This window comes from Actinospineispora eucalypti (genome assembly GCF_039543365.1).
GTDB classification, from domain to species: domain Bacteria; phylum Actinomycetota; class Actinomycetes; order Mycobacteriales; family Pseudonocardiaceae; genus Pseudonocardia; species Pseudonocardia eucalypti.
In genome coordinates this window covers 1-20,149 of record NZ_BAABJP010000030.1, presented here as the reverse complement: position 1 = coordinate 20,149, position 20,149 = coordinate 1, and the positions used below count along the sequence as shown (strand labels likewise).

Below are 20,149 nucleotides of genomic sequence, written 5' to 3'. Positions count from 1 at the left end.
GTCTCGACAAATTCGCTCAGCGGCGTGGTTTGGCGCGTACGTGCATGCGCTGGCCTTCCGGGCTGAACAGGCTCAGCAGCTCGACCGGGCCCTGGCCCGTGCTGCCGAACCAGTGCGGCAGGCGGGTGTCGAACTCGGCCACCTCGCCCGGACCCATGGTCAGGTCGTGGTCGGCCAGCACCAGGCGGACCCGGCCGGACAGCACGTAGAACCACTCGTAGCCGCCGTGCGTGCGCGGCTCCGGGTGACACTGGCTGGCCGGGATGACCATCTTGTAGGCCTGCAGCGGCCCGGGCTGGCGGGTCAGCGGCAGCACCGTCCGGCCGTCCACGTCGCGCACGTTGGTGTGCACCCGGGGGTCGCTCACTCGCAGCGTGCCGATCAGGTCGTCCAGTGGTACCTGGTGGGCCAGCGCGATCGGCAGCAACAGTTCCAGGCTGGGCTTGCGGCCGCCGGACTCGAGGCGGGACAGCGTGCTCTTGGAGATGCCGGTGGCGTCGGCGAGCTCGGCGAGCGTCATGTTGCGCTGGGTGCGCAGGCGCTTGAGCCTCGGCCCGACCCGTTCCAGGGCGCCGGCGACGGCGGGGTCGTACATGTTGCGCGGGCTCACGGCCGGGGCGTCTCCACCGCGTCGAGCAGGGCCTCGCCGGGTGCGGCGTCGGTCCAGCCACCGGCCCAGGAGATCACCGCGATGGAGGAGGTCTTCATCGGGTAGTAGATGCGGGTCAACTCGACCACGAACTCCTCCAGGCCGGGGTTGTGCCCCACGAACAGCGCCGTGCCCGCCTCGTCCGGGAGCGCTCGCGCCACCTTCAGCAGGTCGGCGACCGAGGCGCCGTACAGGTGCTCCTCCAGCCGCACCTCGGGCGGCGCGGCCAGCTCCTTGGCGACCAGCCGCCAGGTGCGCTGGGCGCGCTCGGCGGTGGAGCAGACCACCAGGTCGATGTCCGGCGTGTGGGTGCTCAGCCACCGGCCGGCCAGGGGCGCCTCCCGCCGGCCGCGCCCGGCCAGCGGGCGGTCGTGGTCGGGGAGCTGGTGCGTCCAGTCCGACTTGGCGTGACGCAGAAGGATCAACCGGCGGCGCATGCGCCCATTCTGCGCCCCCGGCGACAAACTGTGCGTTTGCTGTGAACCTCGACCGAGTGGAAACAGTTGGGTAGGCGCTCGCGTATTGCTATACGGGAGCGGGGGCAGAGGTGGGAGTTGACATGCCGGAGACGTCGGTGGCGCTGCGCGCGGTGCGGCGGCTGTTGGCCGAGTTGGCGGCCGAGGAGGCCGAGCTGGGCCGCGACGGTGAGAAGCTTCCTCTGCCGCCGCCGTTGGCCGACGGGCGGGCGCTGGCCTCGGTGGGCCGGATCGCCGACGCGCTGGGCCGGCCCGAGGGCGAGCTGGACCCGGCGGACATCGCCGTGGCCCGCTGGACCATCGAGGTGGTCAACGAACTGATGAGGGTGCGCCGGGGCGACCCGGGCCGGGTCGAGCTGGCCACCCTGGTGGAGGACCTGGCCCGCGAGGCGGTGGCCGAGCTGCGCCCGGCCGACACCCCCGAGGTGGCCGTGGCCCGGACGATCTTCGCTTGGTTCGGGGAAGAGCTGGACGCGGCGGTCACGGGCGGAACCGTGCCGGCGGGCGGTGTGCGCCTCGGCGCCTCGGCGGGCGGCTGGTCGCCCCGGGTGGGTTCCCTGGTCGGCGGCGCGGTGCGGGTGCTCGGCCAGCGGCCGGTGGTGGCGGCGTCGATGGTGGGGGCGGCGGTGCTGTACGCCGCCTCGCCCGCCGCGGACGTCCCGCAGGTGCGGAACGTGGCGTGCGACCGGTCGCACGCCACGCACCACTCGGAGCCGGAGTCCACCTCGGGCCGGTTGATCCACATGATCAAGCACGCCCTTTAGAGCTGGCCGTACTCCACCAGCGCCCAGGCCATGAAGGCGAGGGCGGCGGTGGAGGTGACCGTGCGGATGTGGTTCCAGCGCACCCACGGGCCCTCGAACCGCTTGCGCACACCGGCCAGGTCGGAGATCCGGTCCAGATCGTGGCCGGCGCGGTCCAGGGCGTTGTTGAGCGGAACGTTCAGCGCCATGGTGATGATCAGCGTGCCCAGCGCGGCGACGAAGGCGAGCAGGAGCGGGACCAGGACCGGCCGGCGGTCCGACCCGAGGTGCAGCACGGCGGCCAGGCCCACCAGCACCGGTGTGCCCATGAAGCTGAAGAAGAACAGCGGGTTGATGATCGCGATGTTGATCTGCTGCATGGTCTGTACGAACGTGCGGTCCTCCGACCTGGCCAGGCCGGGCATCACGGAGACGGAGAACGAGTAGAACAGGCCCGCCAGCAGCCCGGCGGCCAGCGTGGCGAGTACCAGCGCGATACAGCTCAGTACGTTGATCATTGATCCGTTCCCCTCTTTTGTCCCGCACGCGCCTAACTGGGCGCGTGCTCGGTTCGGCGCCTTCGGCGCTACGCGTGCCACACGCCGGTGGCGGCGGCGTCTCGGGCGTACTCGGTGAAGTCGCGCGGGGGGCGGCCGAGGGCGCGCTCCACGCCGTTGGTGAGGTAGGCGTTGCGGCCGTCCAACACCGTGCCGAAGATCTCCGCGAACACCGTGGCGGTCTCCTCCGGGATGCCCTGGGCGACCAGGCCGGCGATGAACTCGGCCTCGGTGATCCGGTGGTACTCCAGGTCCCGGCCCGTGGCCGCGCCGATCTCGGCGGTGGCCTCCGCGAAGGTCATCAGGCGTGGCCCGGTGACCTCGTAGAGCTGGCCGGTGTGGCCGTCCTCGGTGAGCGCGGCGGTGACCACGTCGGCGATATCGTCGGCGTCCACGAACGGCTCTCCCACCTCGGGGGCCGGCAATGCGACCACTCCGGCCCGAATGAAGTCTTCGAAGCCCTTCTCGCTGAAATTCTGCGCGAAGAACGCGGAACGCACGATGGTCCATTCGGCCCCGGAGTCCATCACCACCTGTTCGGCGCGCTGCGCGGCCTCCTCGCCCCGGCCGGAGAGCAGCACCAGCCGGCGGCAGCCGCTCCGCACGGCCAGCCGGGCGAACCGCTCGACCGTCTCCACCGCGCCCGGCGCGACGATGTCGGGGTAGTAGACCAGGTAGGCGGCCGTGACCCCGTCCAGCACGGCGGGCCAGGTGCTTTCGTCGGCCCAGTCGAACGGCGGCCGGCCGTTGCGCGAGCCGCTCCGGGTGGGCACGCCGCGCGCGGCCAGGCGCTCGGCCACCCGGCGGCCGGTGGTGCCGGTGGCGCCGGTTACGAGGATGAGGTTTTGCGGGTTCGTCGTCATGTGCACTAGTGAACCGGCCGGAGGCGAGACGGAACATGGTTGAGCTACCCAGATACATGTTTCTGCGTCTACCCTGCGAGGTATGGACGCCTTGGCCGGCCTGCTCGACGGACCCCGCGCGAAGGGCGCCTTCCTGATGCGCTGCGTGCTCGACCCGCCGTGGTCGCTGCGCATCGAGGACCGCGCGCCGCTGTGCCTGACCGCGCTCGTGCGCGGGCATGCCTGGGTGGTGCCGGACGATGGTGACGCGGTCCGGTTGGGGCCGGGGGACATCGTGATCAACCGGGGGCCGGACCCCTACACGGTGACCGACCGGCCCGGCACGCCGCCCCAGGCGGTGATCCATCCGGGCGGACACTGCACCACCCTGAGCGGGGTGTCCCTGGCCGAGGCGATGCACCTGGGCATCCGCGGCTGGGGCAACAACCCGAACGGCGAGTCGATGATGCTGGTCGGCACTTACCAGCTGGACGGAGAGGTGAGCCAGCGCCTGCTGCGGGCACTGCCGGCGGTGCTGGTGCTGCCGGCCGATGCCTGGGAGAGCCCGCTGGTCGGGATGCTGGCCGACGAGATCGGCAAGGCGGAACCCGGCCAGGAGGTGGTGCTGGACCGGCTGCTGGACCTGTTGGTGATCTCCGCGCTGCGGACCTGGTTCGCCCGGCACGGCTCGGCGGCGCCGGCCTGGTACCGGGCCTACGACGATCCGGTGGTCGGCCCGGCGCTGCACCTGCTGCACCACAACCCGGCGCACCCGTGGACCGTGGCCGAGCTGGCCACGGCGACCGGGGTGTCCCGGGCCGCGCTGGCCCGGCGGTTCGCCGAGCAGGTCGGCGAACCGCCGATGGCCTTCCTCACCGGCTGGCGGCTGGCACTGGCCGCCGACCTGCTGGCCGAACCGGAGGCCACCCTGGAGGCGGTGGCCCGGCGGGTGGGCTACGGCAGCGCGTTCGCGCTGAGCGCCGCGTTCAAGCGGGTGCGCGGGATCAGCCCGAAGGAACACCGCGCGCGGCTGGTGGCCAGCTGACTCACAGGGCGGCGGAGACCTCCCGCTGGAAGCTGACGACGTGCTCGACGGCCAGCGCGCGAGCCTGGTCGGCCGCGCCGGCGAGCACGGCGTCCAGCAGCGGCACCAGTTCGGCGATGTGGCTGGTCACCTCGGGCAGCCGGTCCAGGCCGAAGTGCCAGATGCGCAGGATCAGGTTGTAGTACTGCTCAAGGGTGGCCGCCAGGTACGGGTTGTGCGCCGCGTCGTAGATCGCCCGGTGCACCCGGCTGTCCAGGTCGATCTCCGCCGCCGCGCCGGCGGCGCAGTGCCCGGCCTCGTCGCGCAGCGCCCGCAGCCGCTCCCGGTCGGCGCGGAACAGCCGGCGGGCGGCGTGGAACGCGGCCTCGCCCTCGAGCGGGGCGCGAACGGCGGTGAGCAGCTCCAGGTCGGACAGGTGGATCTCGGTGGCGAACATGCCCCGGCGCGGATAGACGACCACCAGGCGCTCCGCCTCCAGCCGCTTGATGGCCTCGCGCACGGGGGTGCGCCCCATACCCAACTGCCGGGTGAGCTGCTCCTCGGAGAGCGGTGCCCCGGGCCGGATCCGCACGGTGACCAGCAGGTCCCGGATCTCCCGGTACGCCGTCTCCGCCAGGGAGCGGGTCGGTGGGTTGTCATGAACTAACACGTGACCTAGCTTACAAAGAGATATATGAGTTGTCGGCAAGGGGAGGCGACGACGCAATGCTCACCGAGGAGCAGCGGGAGTTCTACTTTGCCAACGGCTACCTGCTGCTGGAAGAGATCATCCCGCTGGACTGGCTGACCCGGCTGCGCGAGGCCACCGACCGGATGATCGAGCGCAGCCGGTCGCTGACCGCGTCCGACGCGGTGTTCGACCTGGAACCGAACCACACCGAGGGGGAGCCCAGGCTGCGCCGGGTGACCAGCCCGGTGGACCAGCACCCCGACTACTGGGCGTACGCCCGGGACTCGTTGCTGGCGGACATCGCGGCCGACCTGGTCGGGCCGGACGTGAAGTTCCACCACTCGAAGCTGAACTTCAAGTGGGCGCGCGGGGGCGCCGAGGTCAAGTGGCACCAGGACATCCAGTACTGGCCGCACACCAACTACACGCCGCTCACCTTCGGCACCTATCTCTACGACTGCTCCATGGCGCAGGCCCCGCTGGGCGTGCTCCCGGGCAGCCACCAAGGGCCGCTGTACGACCTGTACGACGCGGACGGCACCTGGACCGGCTCACTGTCCGAGCCCGACGCGGCCACCGTGCCGGCCGAGCGGGCGGTCTACCTGCCGGGGCCGGCCGGCTCGGTGACCGTGCACAACTGCCGCACCCTGCACTGCTCGGCCCGCAACGAGTCCGATCTCGGCCGGCCCCTGCTGCTCAACATCTACAGCGCGGCCAACGCCATGACCTACACGGCCAACCCGCTGAACAGCAGCCACGCCGGCGAGATCGTGCGGGGTGAGCCGGCCCGCTGGGCGGTGCACGACCCCCGGCCCTGCCTGGTCCCGCCGGACTGGTCGGGCGGCTACACCAGCCTGTTCGCCCTCCAACAGCGCGAAACGCCGCCCGGCGGCTGAGGTGTAACGCGATGAGGAGATCGTGGAACGATCGCTAATTTTGGCGGTCTAGCCTCGATATTCGACGCTGAACCGCCACTAACGGCGATCACCCCCTTCCGAGCAGGTGTCACCGTGCGTCACGGACAGAGCGAACGGAACGGGCCGCACCCAAGCCACGGCAGACCACCCAGCGATGCCGTCCAAGCCGATTCTTGGGCTGGTGCGTGGTTTCAGGAGTCGTAGGCGTCGTGCACGAGTAGGGCGATCTGCACCCGGTTGTTGAGGTCCAGCTTGGTGAGGATGCGGGAGATGTGGGTCTTCACGGTGGGCACACTGAGGTAGACCGCACGGCCGATCTCGGCGTTGGACATGCCCTCGCCGACCCTGATCGCGATGTCCCGTTCCCGCTCGGTGAGCAGGGCCAGCCGCCCCTCGGCGACGCCGCGGCGGTCGTCGCGGTCCGACTCGGCGACCCGGGCCATCAGCCGGCGGGTGACCGAAGGAGAGAGCACCGGCTGCCCGCGCGCGACCCGGCTGACCGCCGTGACGATCTCCTCCGGCGGGGTGTCCTTGAGCAGGAAGCCGGCCGCGCCGGCGCGCAGCGCGCGCAGCACGTGCTGGTCGGCGTCGAAGGTGGTCAGAATGATCACCTCGGGCGGGTCCGGCGTGGCCCGCAGCCGCTCGGTGGCGGCCAGCCCGTCCATCCGGGGCATCCGGATGTCCATCAGCACCACGTCCGGCCGGTGGCGGTTGACCAGGTCGGGCACCTCGGCGCCGTCGCCGGCCTGGGCGACCACGACCAGTTGGTCGGTGCCGGACAGCATCATGGTCAACCCGGCCCGCACCATCGGGTCGTCGTCCACCAGCAGCACCCGCACCGGCCCGCTCGGATCTTGCACGTCATTCACCGGGCCACGGTAACCAGGCCCACAACCGCCAGCGGACCGGCCCGTGCAGCCACATGCCGGTACCCGCCTGCTGGTACGCCAGGTAGCCGCCGGCCAGCGCGGCCCGCTCGGTCAGGCCGATCAACCCCTGGCCGGTGGTGGCCGGCGGCATCTCCTCCCGCATGAGCGGCGGGACCGCGTTGGCCACCTCGATGTGCATTCCGTGCCTCGGGCAGCCGGAGAGCTCGACGGTGACGTCGGCCCCGGGAGCGTGCTTGCGGGCGTTGGTCAGCGCCTCCTGCACGATCCGGTACGCGGTGCGGCCGAGGCTGTCCGGGACCGGGTGGACGGCGGTGTCCAGCCGCTCGTGCACGGTGACCCGCATGCCGGCCCGGCGTGACTCGGCGACCAGCTCGTCCAGGTCGGCGAAGGTGGGCTGGGGCAGCTCGCCGACCGGGGCGCGCAGCACGCCGATCACCTCGCGCAGGTCCTGCAGGGCCTGGTGGGCGCTGGCCCGGATCACCGAAGCCGCCTGGGCAACCTCCCCGGGCGCGGCGTTCTTGCGGTACTCCAGCGCCCCGGCCTGCACGCTGAGCAGCGACAGCCGGTGGCCCAGCACATCGTGCATCTCGCGGGCGATCTGCTCGCGGGCCAGCGCCTGGGCGGCCTCGGCGTGCAGCGCCGCCTCCGACTCGGCGCGCGCCGCCCGGTCCCGCAGCGACTGGATCAGCTCCAGGCGTTGCCGCACCGCGATGCCCCAGCCGAATACCGCCAGGGTGACCGCGGTGCCGAAGACCATCAGGTACCACCACGGTGCGTCCGGGTCCGGGCGCAGGACCAGGAACACCGGGATGGTGAGCACACCGAGCGCGGCGACGATCGCGCCCTCGCGGACCGGCCGGCGCACGGTGACCGTGAACAGCGCGACCGCCGAGGCGGCGCCGGCCGTCTCGGAGTAGGTGGTCAGGAGCATCAGCAGGATGCCGAGGGCGAACGGGTAGCGGCGGCGCAACCACAGCGCGGCGCAGGCCACCGCGCCGGTGATCTGGTCGGCGATGAACATCCAGTGCGGCAGCGTCGGGTCGTCCACCCGGCCGATGGACATGAGCGCACCGGCCCCGGCGGCGAGCAGGAACGCCCCGAGGTCCAGCAGCCAGTCCCGCCTGGTGCGCCGCACGGTCACGCCTGGAGAACCTACCTCCCGCCGGCGGGCACCCCGTGCACCGCGCGACCGAAGTTGCCGGGCGGAATACCTTGGTCTCGCCCGGCGCCATCCGCGGACCGACGCGGAGTACCGGCGTCGCGACTTACCGTTGCCGTTCGTGCGGATGTTGCTGCGGGTGCTCGGCGCGGTGATCGCGCTGCAGGGCGCCTGCGGCGTGGTGGACCGGTTCGTCACCCTGCCGTGGCTGGGCGCCCTGCTGCTCACCCGCACCGGGGTGTTCGGCGGTTACCAGCTGTACGGCTGCCTGTTGATGGTCACGCTCGGCGTCGCGCTGGTCCTCGCGGCGAACGCCTCGGCCGCCGGCTGAGCTCACCCCAGCAGGTTGCCGATCTGCTGCCACAGCGTGAGCACCGCGAGCACGCCGAACAGCAGGATGGACCAGACCAGCGCGGCCAGCCGGAAACCTCCGATGCGGATCGGCTTGGGCAGCATCTTCCGGTTGATGGCGATCAGCAGCCCGGAGTAGATGAACATCATCGTGCCGCCGGTGCACGCGGCGATCACGGCCAGCACGATCGGCTGGGAGAAACCGGCCGCGATGACGGCGATGCCGATCACCACCAGGCCCCAGACCAGCCCCGCGTACATCTTGCTCTCCGAGGCCTCCGGGAAGTACATCGTCTTCAGCACGTCGGCGGCCAGCCGGCTGGTGTAGTCCACGATGCCCAGCGCGGCCGAGAACAGGGCCACCGCGCCGACCAGCCAGAAGAAGTAGCCGAACCAGGTGCCCACGCTGCCCATCAGCACCTCGCCCTCGATCTTCAGGAACGAGATGTTGTTGCGCACCCCCGCGTTGCCGAACACCGTGGCGTAGGCCAGCAGCGAGGTGAACAGGATGGACAGGAATGAGATCAGCACGAAGGTGAGCAGCTGTTCGCGGCTGGCGAAGCGCCACCAGCCCCGCCAGTGCTCCAGGTTCCGCTCGGTGGGCGGGAACACGTAGCCCACCCGGCCCCTGGCCTCGGGTTCCCTGGTCAGCGGGGAGACAATCTTGGGCACGTAGTGGCCCATGCCGAAGCCCTTGTCCCGGATCCAGTTGCTCTGCACCAGGTTCTGCCCGCCGCCGGCCCCGGCGAACGCCAGCGCGCCCATGAGCACCGCGAAGCCCAGCTCGGCGGCGGGGAACCGGGGCTGCGTGATGATCTGGGGACTGTCAGCCCAGGCCGGCCCGATGGCCAGGAACGCCCCGACCACGATGAGCAGCAGCACTGCCGCCACCTTGACCATCTGCGCCCGCTCCAGGGCGGTGTACACCACCGGGGCCAGGGTGAGGATCAACCCGACCAGCACCAGGATGACCATCGCCACGGTCGGCGCGTCGCCGCCGAAGGCGTAGGTGAACAGCGTGGCCGAGCTGGTTGCCCAGGCCGGCCAGATGTTGGCGAAGTAGGCCAGCAGGGCGAACACCAGGCCCCAGTGCTTCCACAGCCGGTTGAACCCGGTGATCGCGGTTTCCCCGGTGGCCAGGGTGTACCGCTCGATCTCCATGTTCAGGAAGTACTGGGTGATCAGCCCGACGAACGCCGCCCAGACGAAGGTCAGCCCGACCTGGGTGGCGATGTAGGGAAAGAGGATGAACTCGCCGCTGGCCAGCCCGACTCCGGCGGCGACGATGCCCGGGCCGACGTAGCGCCACTGCCGGTCCGGCGGCGCCGGCAGGTCACGCACCTCGGGGCGGGGCAGGTACTTGGTCGGGAACTGTTCGGCTGGATCGGTGGAGACCGCCTCGTTGCGGTCGGGTTCGGCCATCGATTTCCCCCTCGTCATCTGGGGTGTGTCTAGCCTCATACCAGCTCGAGGTCAAGGGGCGAAATGTGCCGGTCGCGGGGCTAGAGTGCCCTGATTGGCATCGGGTAGCGAGGGGGTGCCGACATGGCCGTCGGCGACGAGCGAACCACTGAGGCCGCCGCCACCGAGCCGAAGCTGCGCCGGGTGCTCGGTCTGCCCGCGCTGCTGTTCTTCGGGCTCGCCTACATGGTGCCGCTCACCGTGTGGACCACCTACGGCGTGGTGACCACGTCCACCCAGGGCCACCTGCCCGCCGCCTACATCGTGACCACGGTGGCCATGCTGTTCACCGCGCACAGCTACGGACGGATGGTGGTGGCCCAGCCGATCGCCGGCTCGGCCTACTCGTACGCCTCGGCCTCGTTCGGCCGGCCGGTGGGCTTCATGGTCGGTTGGGCGATGATGCTGGACTACATCCTGCTGCCGATGATCAACTATCTGGTCATCGGGCTCTACCTGGCGCCACAGTTCCCCGCCGTGCCGCAAGCGGCGTGGATCGTGCTGGCGGTGCTGCTGGTCACCGGGCTGAACATTCTCGGGGTGCGCCTGCTGGCCGGGATGAACGCGGTACTGGTGGCAGTCCAGTTCGTGTTCATCGGGGTGTTCGCCGCGCTGGTGGTCGCGCACCTGGCCGGTGGTGCCCGGCCGGCTTCCTACAGCGCGCCGTTCCTCGGCCCGGGCGCGGACGCGGGGCTGATCACGGCCGGCGCGGCGATCCTGGCGCTGTCCTTCCTGGGCTTCGACGCGGTGTCCACGCTGTCCGAGGAGACCCGGGACCCCCGGGCCCGCATCCCCAAGGCGATCCTGCTGTGTGCGCTGGTCGGCGGGGTGGTCTACGTCTTCCAGTCCTACCTGGGCCACCTGGCGTTCCCGGACTTCGCCCGGTTCGCCGACCACCAGGACGTGGCCAGCTCGGACGTGATGATCGCGGTCGGCGGCGACCTGCTGAACGCGTTCTTCACCGCCTGCTTCGTGGCCGCCGCGTTCGCCTGCGCGATGGCCAGCCAGGCCAGCGTGTCCCGGGTGCTGTTCGCCATGGGGCGGGACGGCAGCCTGCCGCGCGGCGCGTTCGCCCGGCTGCACCCGAGGTTCCGCACGCCGGTCGTGGCCAACCTGGTCGCCGGCCTGTTCGGGCTCTCCGCGCTGTTCGTGGACCTGGCCACCGCGTCCTCGATCATCTCGTTCGGCGCGCTGGTCGCCTTCCTGGCGGTGAACCTGACGGTGATCAAGCACTACGTGGTCGACGGCGGCCGCCGGTCCGGGCCGGACCTGGTCAACTACGGGCTGCTGCCGCTGCTCGGGGTGCTGGTGACCTTCTGGCTGTGGACCCAGCTGTCCGGGTTGACCTGGGAGATCGGGCTGGTGTGGCTGGTGCTGGGCTTCGCCTACCTGCTCTGGCTCACCCGGCTGTTCCGCCGGGAGCCGCCGCCGATGTACACCGGTGACTGAGTTCCGCGCTCCAGAACTGTCCGGCCGCCGGCGCCGCGCGGCTTTAGGTTGTGTGCGTGACGATCCCCGCGAAGGAGCAGACGATCGACTGGGCGCGCCAGGGCACCGCGCTGGTGCTGGACGCGCTGGACGGCCTGGACGACGCCGACCTGAAGGCCCCGTGCGCCCTGCCCGGCTGGACCAGGGGCCACCTGCTGGCGCACCTGGCCGGGAACGCCGAGGCGCTGGGCCGGCTGGTGTCCTGGGCCCGCACCGGGGTGGAGTCGCGGATGTACGCCTCCGCCGGCCAGCGGGACGCGGACATCGAGTCCGGCGCCGCGATGGCCGGCCCGGAACTGCGCGCCTGGGTTCGCCGTTCGGCCGCCGAGCTGGCCGCCGGCCTGGACGGTCTCGGCGGCGCCGCGTGGGACGCCGAGGTGATCACCGCCCAGGGCCGGACCGTCCCGGCCACGACGATTCCGTGGCTGCGAGCCAGGGAGACCTGCGTGCACTTGGTGGACCTCGCCGCCGGTTACGACTTCTCCCACCTGCCCACGGAGTTCTGCGTTGCCCTGGTGGGTGACCTGGCGACGTGGCGGGGTGCGAAGGGGAACGGCCCGGCTTTGGAGCTGGCGGCTCGCGACGCCCCGGACCGCTGGCGGGTGGACGGCGCCGGACCGGCCCACCACGTGGAGCTGCCGGTGGCCGACCTGGCTGCCTGGCTCACCGGCCGGACCGAGCGGCCCGGGCTCCCGGAGCTGCCCCGCTGGTTGTGAGCGGTGCGGGTTAAAGACCAGCTAGGACGGGGCCGCTGGGTGGCAGTTTTGGCGGGCTAGGCGCGGACGGCGATGAGTTCGCCCTTGCCGATGTTCAGCGTGGTCGCGGTGAGCCGGGGCTCGGCCTCCACCAGCTTGCCCAGCGGGGCCATCTCGGTCGGGTGGGACAGCGCGTTGTCGGCGATCAACAGGCCACCCGGGCGCAGCACGCGCACCGGGTGCGGCCACCAGCCGGCGTACTCGGTCCGCTCGGAGTCCAGGAAGAGCAGGTCGACCGATTCGTCGGGCAGGCCGGCCAGCAGCGCGCCGCCGTCGCCGACCCTGAAGTCGACCAGGTCGGCCACGCCCGCCTGGGTGAGGTGGCGCAGCGCCAGCGCCTGGCTGTCCGGGTCCAGGTCCACGCTCTGCACCCGGCCGCCGGTGGTCCGGGCCGCCTCGGCCAGCCAGAGCGTGGAGACGCCCCGCGAGGTGCCGATCTCCACGATGTTCCGGGCCTTGGTCAGGTGCACCAGGAACCAGACCAGCTCGCCGGCGTCGGTCTCCAGGACCCGCCAGCGCTTCAACCGGTCCGGCTCGCTGGCGTCGTGCCGCTCGCCCTCGCCCGTGACGGTGTCGATCACGCCGCGCACCCGTTCGTCCATCAGTTCATCCTAGGGATCAGGGTGAACGCTCGGTGGAGTGGATCGTCGTATCCGAGTCGTTATCGGCCTCGTTGGGTCGCGCGATGGACCCGCGATCTTGGGCGCCGAGCTGGGCGCGTCGACTCCTCGTCCTTGTTGTCGCCGTCGCCCTGCTGACCGGGGTCGGCACCCTGGTGGCGAAGGTGAACGCCGACCCCGTGCCGGTGATCCCGCAAGCGGCCCCGGTCCCGCCCGGCGCCACCTGGACCGAGCACTACCTGCGCACCCCGGACGGCCCGCGGCTGCACGCCGACGTGCTGCGCCCGTCCCGGCTGCCGGCCGACGCGAAGACTCCGGTGATCGTCTCCATCGGCCCGTACTTCAACCACTCCGGCCAGACCGGCCCGATCGGGCCGCTGCAGGGCGTCGGGTACCAGCCGGTGGGCCTGGGCAAGGCGCGGCCGTCCGACCGGTTCTACGACCTGGTCGTGAACGGCAAGCTGATGGAGCGCGGCTACACCTTCGTGATGGTGGACCTGCGCGGGTTCGGCGGCAGCCAGGGCTGCCTGGACTGGGTCGGCCCCGGCGAGCAGTCGGACGTGAAGACCGCCGTGGAATGGGCGGCCCGCCAGCCGTGGTCCACCGGCAAGGTCGGGCTGTACGGCAAGTCCTACGACGGGGTCACCGGGCTGGTCGGCGCCGCGCTCGCGCCGCGCGGGCTGGAGGCGGTGGTCTCCCAGGAGCCGGTGTACGACATGTACCGGTACTTGTACTCGAACCGGGTCCGCTACAACAACTCACTGGCCACGCCCGCGCTCTACGACGGCATCGCCGGCTCACCCGGCATGCTGCTCGGCGACCGGCCGAGCTACCTGATGAACTCGGTGAACGACCTGCAGCGGCCCGGCTGCCCGGCCCTGAACTGGCTGGACCAGCAGGACAGCGACCACGGCGCCAAGTACTGGCGGGACCGGGACCTGATCGCCAAGGCGCGCGGCTCCAAGGTCCCGGTGCTGCTCACCCAGGGCTTCCTGGAGCCGAACACCAAGCCGGACGGCGCGTTCGACTTCTACCGCGAGCTGGCCGGCCCGAAGCGCGCCTGGTTCGGCATGTGGGACCACGTGCGCGGCGGCGAGAAGACCCGTGAGGGCCGGTTGAAGATCGGCCGTGACGGCTGGTTCGACGAGGTGATGCGCTGGTACGACCGCTACCTCAAGGACGAGTCGCCGGACCAGCGGGACCCGTCGGTGGTGGTGCAGACCTCGGACGGCTCGTGGCGGGCGGAGAAGACCTGGCCGCCGGCCGACGCCAGGGACGTCACCGTGCCGCTGCGTCCGGGCAGCTACCTGGACACCGCCCTGAACAACGGCACCAACGGCGGCGGCAGCGGCCTGGTCACCGGCGACGGCGTCTGGACCATCTCGCCGCCGCTGGAGCACGACGCGCATCTCGCCGGGGTGCCCAAGGCCCGCCTGAGGACCGAGGGGCTGGCCGCCGCCAACGTGGTGGTCAACGTGTACGACATCGCGCCGGACAACCGGGCCACCCTGGTCAGCCGGGGCACGTCGCTGCGCACCGCGACCCCCGGGCCGTCCTTCCCGTTGCTTGGCAACGACTGGCTGCTGCCCGCCGGCCACCGCATCGGCGTGCTGGTGACCTCGTCGAACAAGGAGTGGTGGAGGCCGGTGCCGACCGCGCTGCCGGTGCGGGTGCTGGACGGCAGCTCGGTGGAGCTGCCCTTCCTGGCCTGCCGGCGGTCCGACGAGCTGCCCGGCAGGTCCTCGGTGTTCCTGGACGACTACCGGAAGCAGGCGCCGTTCGACGCGGGCGGCCATCTGGCCACCGGCACCCGGGCCGACTTCCCGCTCCCCGGCGCCCTCCGCGACTGCCGCTGAGCATCAGCTGTTGAGCAGGGGCAGTGTGGTGCGGCCCGGTCCGAGCACCGGCTCCGGGTCGGCGCCGAGGACACCGGCCAACAGGGTGGCGTAGACGTCGCGGAAGTCGGTGGTCGGCTTGAGGTCGCCGTTGGTCAGGTCGGTGAGGCTGGGCTGCGCGCCCTGGAACCCACCGCGCACCGAAGGGCCGGCCACGAAGACCGGGCCGGCGGTGCCGTGGTCGGTGCCCTGGTTGGCGTTGGCGGCCACCCGGCGGCCGAACTCGGAGTAGGCCACCAGCACCACGTTCCGGCCCCGGTCGGAGTCGGCCATCCGGCCGAGGAAGCCGGACACCGCGCCGTCCACCTCGGCGAGCAGCCGCTGCTGGGTGGCGCGCTCCGCGGTGTGCGTGTCGAACCCGCCGATGCTCACCGAGTAGACCCTGCTCGGTGCGCCGAGATCGATGCAGGCGGCGACCAGGTCCAGCTCCTCGGCCAGCTGGCCGGCGGCCCGCTTGCCCTTCCCCTTGGCCGGTGGGGCGTCCCCGAGGGCCGGTCCCAGCGTGGTTGCGGCGCGATGCAGGTCGGCGATGGCGCGGGCGGCGGTGGACTGGTGGACCGGTTCACCCGGCGCCGGGTGGCCCATGGCGCGAAACGCCGTGCCGAGGGCCCCGGACGGCAGCGCGACGCCGGCGGCGGGCAGTGCGGCGCCGGCGGTGGTCGCCCCGGCCAGCATCGGCGGCAGCACGGGGTCCAGGGAGACCGCGTGCAGCGGGTCTCCGCCGTTGTGGTCCAGCCAGCGGCCCAGCCAACCGGTGGAGTCGGGCTGGTCCGGCGACGCGGACTGCCAGATGTCCATCGAACGGAAGTGGCTGCGGTCCGGTTTCGGGTAGGAGACGCCCCGCACGATCGCCAGCCGGTGGTCGTCCCACAGCGCTTTCATCCCGGGCATGCCGGGGTTGAGACCTAGCCCCTCGGCCAGCGGCAGCACCTCGTCCTCGGCATAGGCCAGGTCGGGCCGGGCGCTCTGGTACGCGCCGTCGCCGGCCGGGATCACGGTGTTCAGCCCGTCGTTGCCGCCGTACATGGTGAGCACCACCAGCACCCCGGCACCGGGGGGCAGCGGATCGGTGCCGGCCCGGCGCAGCAGCGCGTCCAGCCCGTAACCCGCGCCGGCGGCGGCGACCGCGGCGGCCCCGGACCAGGCGAGGAACTTTCGGCGGTTGAGCGCTGGAGGCATGGTCGGTGGGTTCCCTTCGGGTCAGCCGCTGACGGCGTACTCGGGGCTGGCCATGGCCAGCGTGACCAGTTGCTCCGGATCTTCGGCCAGTGGCCGCAGGGCGGTGGCCGTGCGCTCGGTGAAGGCGGCCAGCCCGAGCAGCTCGGCGGTGGCGGCAATCCGGTCGGCCGGCGCGGCCGTGCGCACCGGCGAGATGTCGCCCCGGCCGGCCAGCTGCCGCGCCAGCCGGAGGCGGGCCAGCGCGGAGGCGGTGGTCAGCCAGCGGGCGCCGGCCGGCCAGCCACCCACGTCCGGGGGCGCGAACGGAACCTGGCCGAGGCCGACCAGGCCCGCGCGCAGGGCCTGCTCCGGCACCGAGGACGCGGTCAGCCGCAGCGCCCGCAGCGCGCCGACCAGCCACAGGACCGGTTCCTTGACCAGTACCGAGGCGGGGTCCCGGAACGCCGGGTCGAGCACCGCCGCGCGGACCATGGCGGTGATGTCGCGGCCCGGGCCGTAGGCGCGCACCAGGCGGTCGGTGGTGGCCGGGTCCGGTGGGGTGTCCGAGACGAACCGGGTCCACACCCGGCCGGCCAGGAACCGGGGCGAGTCGGGTTGGGCCACCAGGTGATCCACCAGGGTGGCGGCGTCGTAACCGGCGGGGCGGCCGAGCACGGTCTCCGGGCCGGGGTCGTGGGCCCGTGGCACCAGCCGCGACCCGCCGTCGGTGTAGTCGACCCGCCAGCCGGTGAGGGCGCGCGCCGCCTCCCGGACGTCGGTCTCGGTGTAGTGGCCGACGCCCAGGGTGAACAGTTCCATGAACTCCCGCGCCAGGTTCTCGTTCGGCCGGCCCACCCGGTTGCCCTGGCCGTCCAGCCAGATCAGCATCGCCGGGTCGGTCACCAGCGCCCGGGCCAGCTCGCCGAAGTCACCCCGGCCGAGCCGGCGGAAGGTGTCGTTCTGCTGGTACATGAACGCGGCGTCGCGGACCTTCTTCACGCTGGTGGCGAAGTGGGTGTGCCAGAACCAGGCCATCCGCTCCGGGAACGGCGCCGTCGTGCCGGCCATCCGGTCCAGCCACCACACGCCCAGCTCGCGGCCGTCCGCGGCGGACTCCCGGTTCCGGGCCTTGCGGGCCTCCGGGCTGGCCCCCTTGCCGGGCCGGGGCGTCGGGGTGAACGCCGGGGCGGGCGGGCCGGTCTCCGCGGCCGGGGGCGCGAGCAGCGCGCCGAGGGTGGCCTCGAAACCGGGCGAGGTTGCCGGCTGGCCCGGGCCGGTGCCCAGCCCCAGCCGGTTCAGCAACCTCCGGATCGCGTCACGGTCGCTCAGCGGGTTGGCGCTCACCCGAGCGACCGTAGGTACCGCGCGCGGCCGGGGACACCGCGTCCGGGCAATCTTCAGTGACTCTTCAGCGGTCCCACGGCAGATCGTCGAGCACCGCCAGCAGGGCGTCCAGAGCGCCGCCGAACGCGGGTCGGGTGCTGGCCGCGTAGCCGATGACGATGCCGCTCGGGCCGTCCGGGTCGAACCGGTGCGGCGACACGGTGGCCAGCTCCAGGGAGTGCCGGCGGGCGATGGCCGGCACCATCGCCTCGGTGGCCGGGGACAAGGACAGCAGCAGGTGCAGGCCGGCGGGGATGCCGGGCGGAGGCAGGCCCGGGGGCAGCGCGGCGACCAGCCGGTCCCGCCGGGACCGGTACTCGGTGCGGCAGCGGCGCACGTGCCGGTCGTAGCCGCCCGAGCTGATCAGGTCGGCCAGCGCCAGCTGGTTGATCGTCGGTGGCGGGCCGCCGGTGTGGGTGAGGGCGGCCACCACCGGGTCGACCAGCGAGCGGGGGAGCACCAGCCAACCCAGGCGCAGCGACGGCGACAGCGTCTTGCTGGCCGAGCCGCCGTACACCACCCGCTCCGGGGCCAGCGCCTGCAGCGCGCCGACCTGGTGGCGGTCGTAGCGGAACTCGCCGTCGTAGTCGTCCTCGACGATCACCGCACCGGTGCGCACCAGCGCGGTGCGCCGGCGCGGGGCCAGGGTCACGCCGGTGGGGGACTGGTGGGCCGCCGTGACCACCACCGACGGGCTGGCCAGCCGCTCGACCACCAGGCCGTCCCCGTCCACCGGGACACCGACCACCCGTTGCCCGGCCGATTCGGCGAGCTCGTGGAAGCGGTTGACCGACGGGTCCTCGAAGGCCGTCTCGGCGATGCCCAGTTGCCGCAGGGCCGCGCACACCGCGACCAGGCCCTGGCCGTAGCCGGAACTGATCACCACCCGCGCCGGGTCCACCCGGACCCCTCGGCTGCGCGCCAGGTAGGCGGCCAGCGTGTTGCGCAGCACCACCGAGCCCCGGGGGTCGCCGTAGTCGAAGCTGGAGTTCGCGGTGTGCTGCAGCACCCGGCGGGTGGCGGCCAGCCAGGCGGTGCGCGGGAACAGCCCGGGGTCGGGCCGCCCGGGCATCATGGTCCACCGCCAACGGCGTTCGCCCCGGCCGGCGGGGCCGGGCGCGGCCAGCGGCTCCGTGCCGGCCGTGGCCACCCGGGTGGGCGCGCCCTGGCTGGTGTGCAGGTAGCCCTCGGCGGCCAGGTCGGCGTAGACCCGGGTGACCGTGCCCCGGGCGACTCCGAGGTCGTGCGCCAGTGCCCGGGTGGACGGCACCACCGCGCCCGGCCGCCAACGGCCCTCCCGGATCGCCGCGCGCACCGCTTTGGCCAGCTCACGCCGCCCGCCTCCGGGCGTCCACGCGAGGTGCGCATCCACCGAACTGGACCACGTTTCCTCCATGGAACTGGACTCTATCCGTGGTCAAGTCGGGATTAGCGTTGCCGGCATGACCACATCGAACGGAACGCGAATCCAACTCAACAACGGCATCCCGAAGGCCTTCCAGGCCCTGCTCAAGATGTCCGAGGAGGTGGCCGGGGCGGGCGACCGGTCCGGCGTCGACCCGGTGCTCATGGAGCTGGTGAAGATCCGCGCGTCCCAGCTGAACGGGTGCGCCTTCTGTCTCGACATGCACACCGCCGACGCGGTGAAGCTGGGCGTCGACCCGCGCCGGCTGTTCCTGCTGGACGCCTGGCGGGAAACCGCGCTCTACACCGAGCAGGAGCGCTCGGCGCTGGAGCTGACCGAGGCGATCACCCAGCTGCCGCGGACCCAGGACGTGCCGGACGACGTCTACGAGCGGGCGATGAAGGTGTTCACCGAAGACCAGTACCAGGCGGTCGGTTGGATGATTATGGTGATCAACAGCTTCAACCGGCTGGCGGTGCCCGGGCGCCCGCCGCTGCCACAATCGTCGTAGCGGACCGCCGCCGGCTCCCACAAACGTCGGAGTCGGCGGCGGTCACGCTTATAACGGGGTGGAAACGGCCCTCTCGGTCGGGTATACCCCCTTTCCCCGCTGGTAGCGCATCGCCTACCGTTATTGTTGTACTAATTTCCGGTCCCGAGTTTGGAGGTGGACCACTGAAGCGGCGCACCCGGAAACGGGTACTGAGGTGGGGCGTTATAGCGATCAGCGCCGTGGTGGCCCTGGCCATGATGGTGAGTGTGCTACCCGGGATTCAGGGACCGTAGGGCGGCGAGCCAGCAGGTGCGGAAACGCGGTGCGCACGGCACCCTGGGGAGAGCTGTCATCCGGGTAAAGCTTGAGGGGGCTCCGTGAGTGGCTCCAGGCAGGTATGTGAGCTACCTGGCTGCAACAACGTGACGGAGAAGCGGCCCGGCCGCCCGGCACGGAAGTTCTGCTGCGCCGCGCACCGCAAGGCCGCGAACCAGGCCGCCCAGGCCGAGCGTCGTCGCGCCGAGGCGGGGGCCGCGGCCAGTACCCAGGTCGAGGGCGCGGATTCCCAGGTCAGCGCCCGTGAGCCGTTCGCGGTGCCGGCCGGAAGGCCGTTGTCCGGCACGCCCGCCAACGGGACGAACGGTGCGAGCACCGCCGGACTTCCGGCCAACGAGAGCCCGACCGTGCCCGGCCGGCGGCCCGTGGCCATGCCGCCCCCGCCACCCCCGCCGCCCGTCGTGCCGCCGGCAGTTCCGCCGGCCGCGGTGGAGCCCAAGCGGAACTCCGCCTACCGCAGGTTGGTGCCGGAGCCGAAGCGTGGCATCCTGGCCCGCAAGAAGCATTTGCGCAGGTTGCTGGCCACCCCGTCGGTGGTGCAGACGAACAACGGGGCCACCGCGTCGGCCGCGCCGCCGATGGCGCCGCCCCCCGTGGCCCCTCCGGCCCCGGCTCGGTCCATGCCACAGGCCCCCGCGCCGGCCAAGGCCCCGAAGCCGCCCAAGCCGGCGAAGCAGGCGCCCCCACCGCCGCCGCCCAAGCCGGCGAAGCAAGCGCCTCCACCGCCGCCGGTCAAGCCGGTCCGCGCGGCCAGCGCCCCGGCGCCGGCCAGGCCCGCGCCCACCCGGTCCGGGCCCAGCGCCCCGGCCCCGAGCCGGTCCGTGCCCAGCGCCCCGGCCCCGAGCCGGTCCGTGCC

Annotated in this window: 21 protein-coding genes; 8 read left to right on the top strand and 13 right to left on the bottom strand. The window is 72.3% G+C overall.

Annotated elements, in window-relative coordinates:
• Positions 1-16 precede the first annotated feature (16 nt).
• On the bottom strand, positions 17-595 hold the full coding sequence (locus tag ABEB12_RS25040; protein ID WP_185063050.1) for a helix-turn-helix domain-containing protein: 579 nt from the start codon (positions 593-595) through the stop codon (positions 17-19).
• A gap of 11 nt (positions 596-606) precedes the next feature.
• The gene (locus ABEB12_RS25035; RefSeq protein WP_185062223.1) at positions 607-1,086 is read right to left on the bottom strand and encodes a histidine phosphatase family protein; all 480 of its coding nucleotides are present in this window, start codon (positions 1,084-1,086) and stop codon (positions 607-609) included.
• A 122-nt stretch (positions 1,087-1,208) separates the two neighbouring features.
• Here ABEB12_RS25035 and ABEB12_RS25030 point away from each other — a divergent pair, with 122 nt between their 5' ends.
• Positions 1,209-1,889, top strand: a complete 681-nt coding sequence (locus tag ABEB12_RS25030) for a hypothetical protein (protein ID WP_185062222.1) — start codon at positions 1,209-1,211, stop codon at positions 1,887-1,889.
• Here the strand turns inward: ABEB12_RS25030 and ABEB12_RS25025 are convergent.
• Both ABEB12_RS25025 and ABEB12_RS25020 read right to left on the bottom strand, forming a co-directional pair.
• Positions 1,886-2,386, bottom strand: a complete 501-nt coding sequence (locus ABEB12_RS25025; RefSeq protein ID WP_185062221.1) for an anthrone oxygenase family protein — start codon at positions 2,384-2,386, stop codon at positions 1,886-1,888. The two genes, ABEB12_RS25030 and ABEB12_RS25025, sit on opposite strands and share 4 nt — an antisense overlap.
• A 68-nt stretch (positions 2,387-2,454) precedes the next feature.
• Complete coding sequence (locus ABEB12_RS25020) at positions 2,455-3,288, bottom strand: Rossmann-fold NAD(P)-binding domain-containing protein (protein ID WP_185062220.1); 834 nt, start codon at positions 3,286-3,288, stop codon at positions 2,455-2,457.
• Positions 3,289-3,370: 82 nt separating this feature from the next.
• Here ABEB12_RS25020 and ABEB12_RS25015 point away from each other — a divergent pair, with 82 nt between their 5' ends.
• The gene (locus tag ABEB12_RS25015; RefSeq protein WP_185062219.1) at positions 3,371-4,312 is read left to right on the top strand and encodes a cupin domain-containing protein; all 942 of its coding nucleotides are present in this window, start codon (positions 3,371-3,373) and stop codon (positions 4,310-4,312) included.
• 1 nt (position 4,313) lies between these two features.
• On the opposite strand, the gene ABEB12_RS25010 is transcribed toward ABEB12_RS25015, so the two are convergent.
• Positions 4,314-4,961, bottom strand: coding sequence for an FCD domain-containing protein (locus ABEB12_RS25010; protein WP_185062218.1), 648 nt, complete (start codon positions 4,959-4,961; stop codon positions 4,314-4,316).
• Positions 4,962-4,990: 29 nt separating this feature from the next.
• Here ABEB12_RS25010 and ABEB12_RS25005 point away from each other — a divergent pair, with 29 nt between their 5' ends.
• Positions 4,991-5,878, top strand: coding sequence for a phytanoyl-CoA dioxygenase family protein (locus ABEB12_RS25005; protein WP_221498184.1), 888 nt, complete (start codon positions 4,991-4,993; stop codon positions 5,876-5,878).
• A gap of 212 nt (positions 5,879-6,090) precedes the next feature.
• Here ABEB12_RS25005 and ABEB12_RS25000 read toward each other — a convergent pair whose 3' ends face one another.
• Positions 6,091-6,759, bottom strand: a complete 669-nt coding sequence (locus ABEB12_RS25000; RefSeq protein ID WP_185063048.1) for a response regulator — start codon at positions 6,757-6,759, stop codon at positions 6,091-6,093.
• A gap of 1 nt (position 6,760) precedes the next feature.
• Positions 6,761-7,930: a sensor histidine kinase gene (locus ABEB12_RS24995; protein ID WP_345703127.1), complete on the bottom strand. Its 1,170-nt coding sequence runs from the start codon at positions 7,928-7,930 to the stop codon at positions 6,761-6,763.
• A gap of 139 nt (positions 7,931-8,069) precedes the next feature.
• Between ABEB12_RS24995 and ABEB12_RS24990 the strand changes: the two genes are divergently transcribed.
• Positions 8,070-8,279 carry a hypothetical protein gene (locus tag ABEB12_RS24990; RefSeq protein WP_185062217.1) on the top strand — a complete coding sequence of 70 codons (210 nt, stop codon included), beginning with the start codon at positions 8,070-8,072 and terminating at the stop codon, positions 8,277-8,279.
• Between the two features lie 2 nt (positions 8,280-8,281).
• Here ABEB12_RS24990 and ABEB12_RS24985 read toward each other — a convergent pair whose 3' ends face one another.
• Positions 8,282-9,721, bottom strand: a complete 1,440-nt coding sequence (locus ABEB12_RS24985; RefSeq protein WP_185062216.1) for an Nramp family divalent metal transporter — start codon at positions 9,719-9,721, stop codon at positions 8,282-8,284.
• A gap of 123 nt (positions 9,722-9,844) precedes the next feature.
• Between ABEB12_RS24985 and ABEB12_RS24980 the strand changes: the two genes are divergently transcribed.
• Both ABEB12_RS24980 and ABEB12_RS24975 read left to right on the top strand, forming a co-directional pair.
• A complete protein-coding gene (locus ABEB12_RS24980) occupies positions 9,845-11,209 on the top strand; it encodes an amino acid permease (protein WP_185062215.1) in 1,365 nt (454 codons plus the stop codon).
• Positions 11,210-11,265: 56 nt separating this feature from the next.
• Positions 11,266-11,964 carry a maleylpyruvate isomerase family mycothiol-dependent enzyme gene (locus ABEB12_RS24975; protein ID WP_345703126.1) on the top strand — a complete coding sequence of 233 codons (699 nt, stop codon included), beginning with the start codon at positions 11,266-11,268 and terminating at the stop codon, positions 11,962-11,964.
• Positions 11,965-12,020: 56 nt separating this feature from the next.
• Here ABEB12_RS24975 and ABEB12_RS24970 read toward each other — a convergent pair whose 3' ends face one another.
• Complete coding sequence (locus ABEB12_RS24970; RefSeq protein WP_185062214.1) at positions 12,021-12,605, bottom strand: class I SAM-dependent methyltransferase; 585 nt, start codon at positions 12,603-12,605, stop codon at positions 12,021-12,023.
• 83 nt (positions 12,606-12,688) lie between these two features.
• Between ABEB12_RS24970 and ABEB12_RS24965 the strand changes: the two genes are divergently transcribed.
• A complete protein-coding gene (locus ABEB12_RS24965; RefSeq protein ID WP_185062213.1) occupies positions 12,689-14,479 on the top strand; it encodes a CocE/NonD family hydrolase in 1,791 nt (596 codons plus the stop codon).
• A 3-nt stretch (positions 14,480-14,482) separates the two neighbouring features.
• Here ABEB12_RS24965 and ABEB12_RS24960 read toward each other — a convergent pair whose 3' ends face one another.
• From ABEB12_RS24960 to ABEB12_RS24950, 3 genes are all read right to left on the bottom strand, one after another.
• On the bottom strand, positions 14,483-15,697 hold the full coding sequence (locus ABEB12_RS24960; protein WP_185062212.1) for a DUF1501 domain-containing protein: 1,215 nt from the start codon (positions 15,695-15,697) through the stop codon (positions 14,483-14,485).
• Positions 15,698-15,718: 21 nt separating this feature from the next.
• Positions 15,719-17,020: a DUF1800 domain-containing protein gene (locus ABEB12_RS24955; RefSeq protein ID WP_345703125.1), complete on the bottom strand. Its 1,302-nt coding sequence runs from the start codon at positions 17,018-17,020 to the stop codon at positions 15,719-15,721.
• 64 nt (positions 17,021-17,084) lie between these two features.
• On the bottom strand, positions 17,085-18,455 hold the full coding sequence (locus ABEB12_RS24950; protein WP_185062211.1) for an aminotransferase class I/II-fold pyridoxal phosphate-dependent enzyme: 1,371 nt from the start codon (positions 18,453-18,455) through the stop codon (positions 17,085-17,087).
• Positions 18,456-18,501: 46 nt separating this feature from the next.
• Here ABEB12_RS24950 and ABEB12_RS24945 point away from each other — a divergent pair, with 46 nt between their 5' ends.
• Complete coding sequence (locus ABEB12_RS24945; RefSeq protein WP_185062210.1) at positions 18,502-18,975, top strand: carboxymuconolactone decarboxylase family protein; 474 nt, start codon at positions 18,502-18,504, stop codon at positions 18,973-18,975.
• A 769-nt stretch (positions 18,976-19,744) separates the two neighbouring features.
• Here the strand turns inward: ABEB12_RS24945 and ABEB12_RS24940 are convergent.
• A partial coding sequence (locus ABEB12_RS24940) for a hypothetical protein (protein ID WP_345703124.1) occupies positions 19,745-20,149 on the bottom strand: 405 nt, incomplete at its 5' end.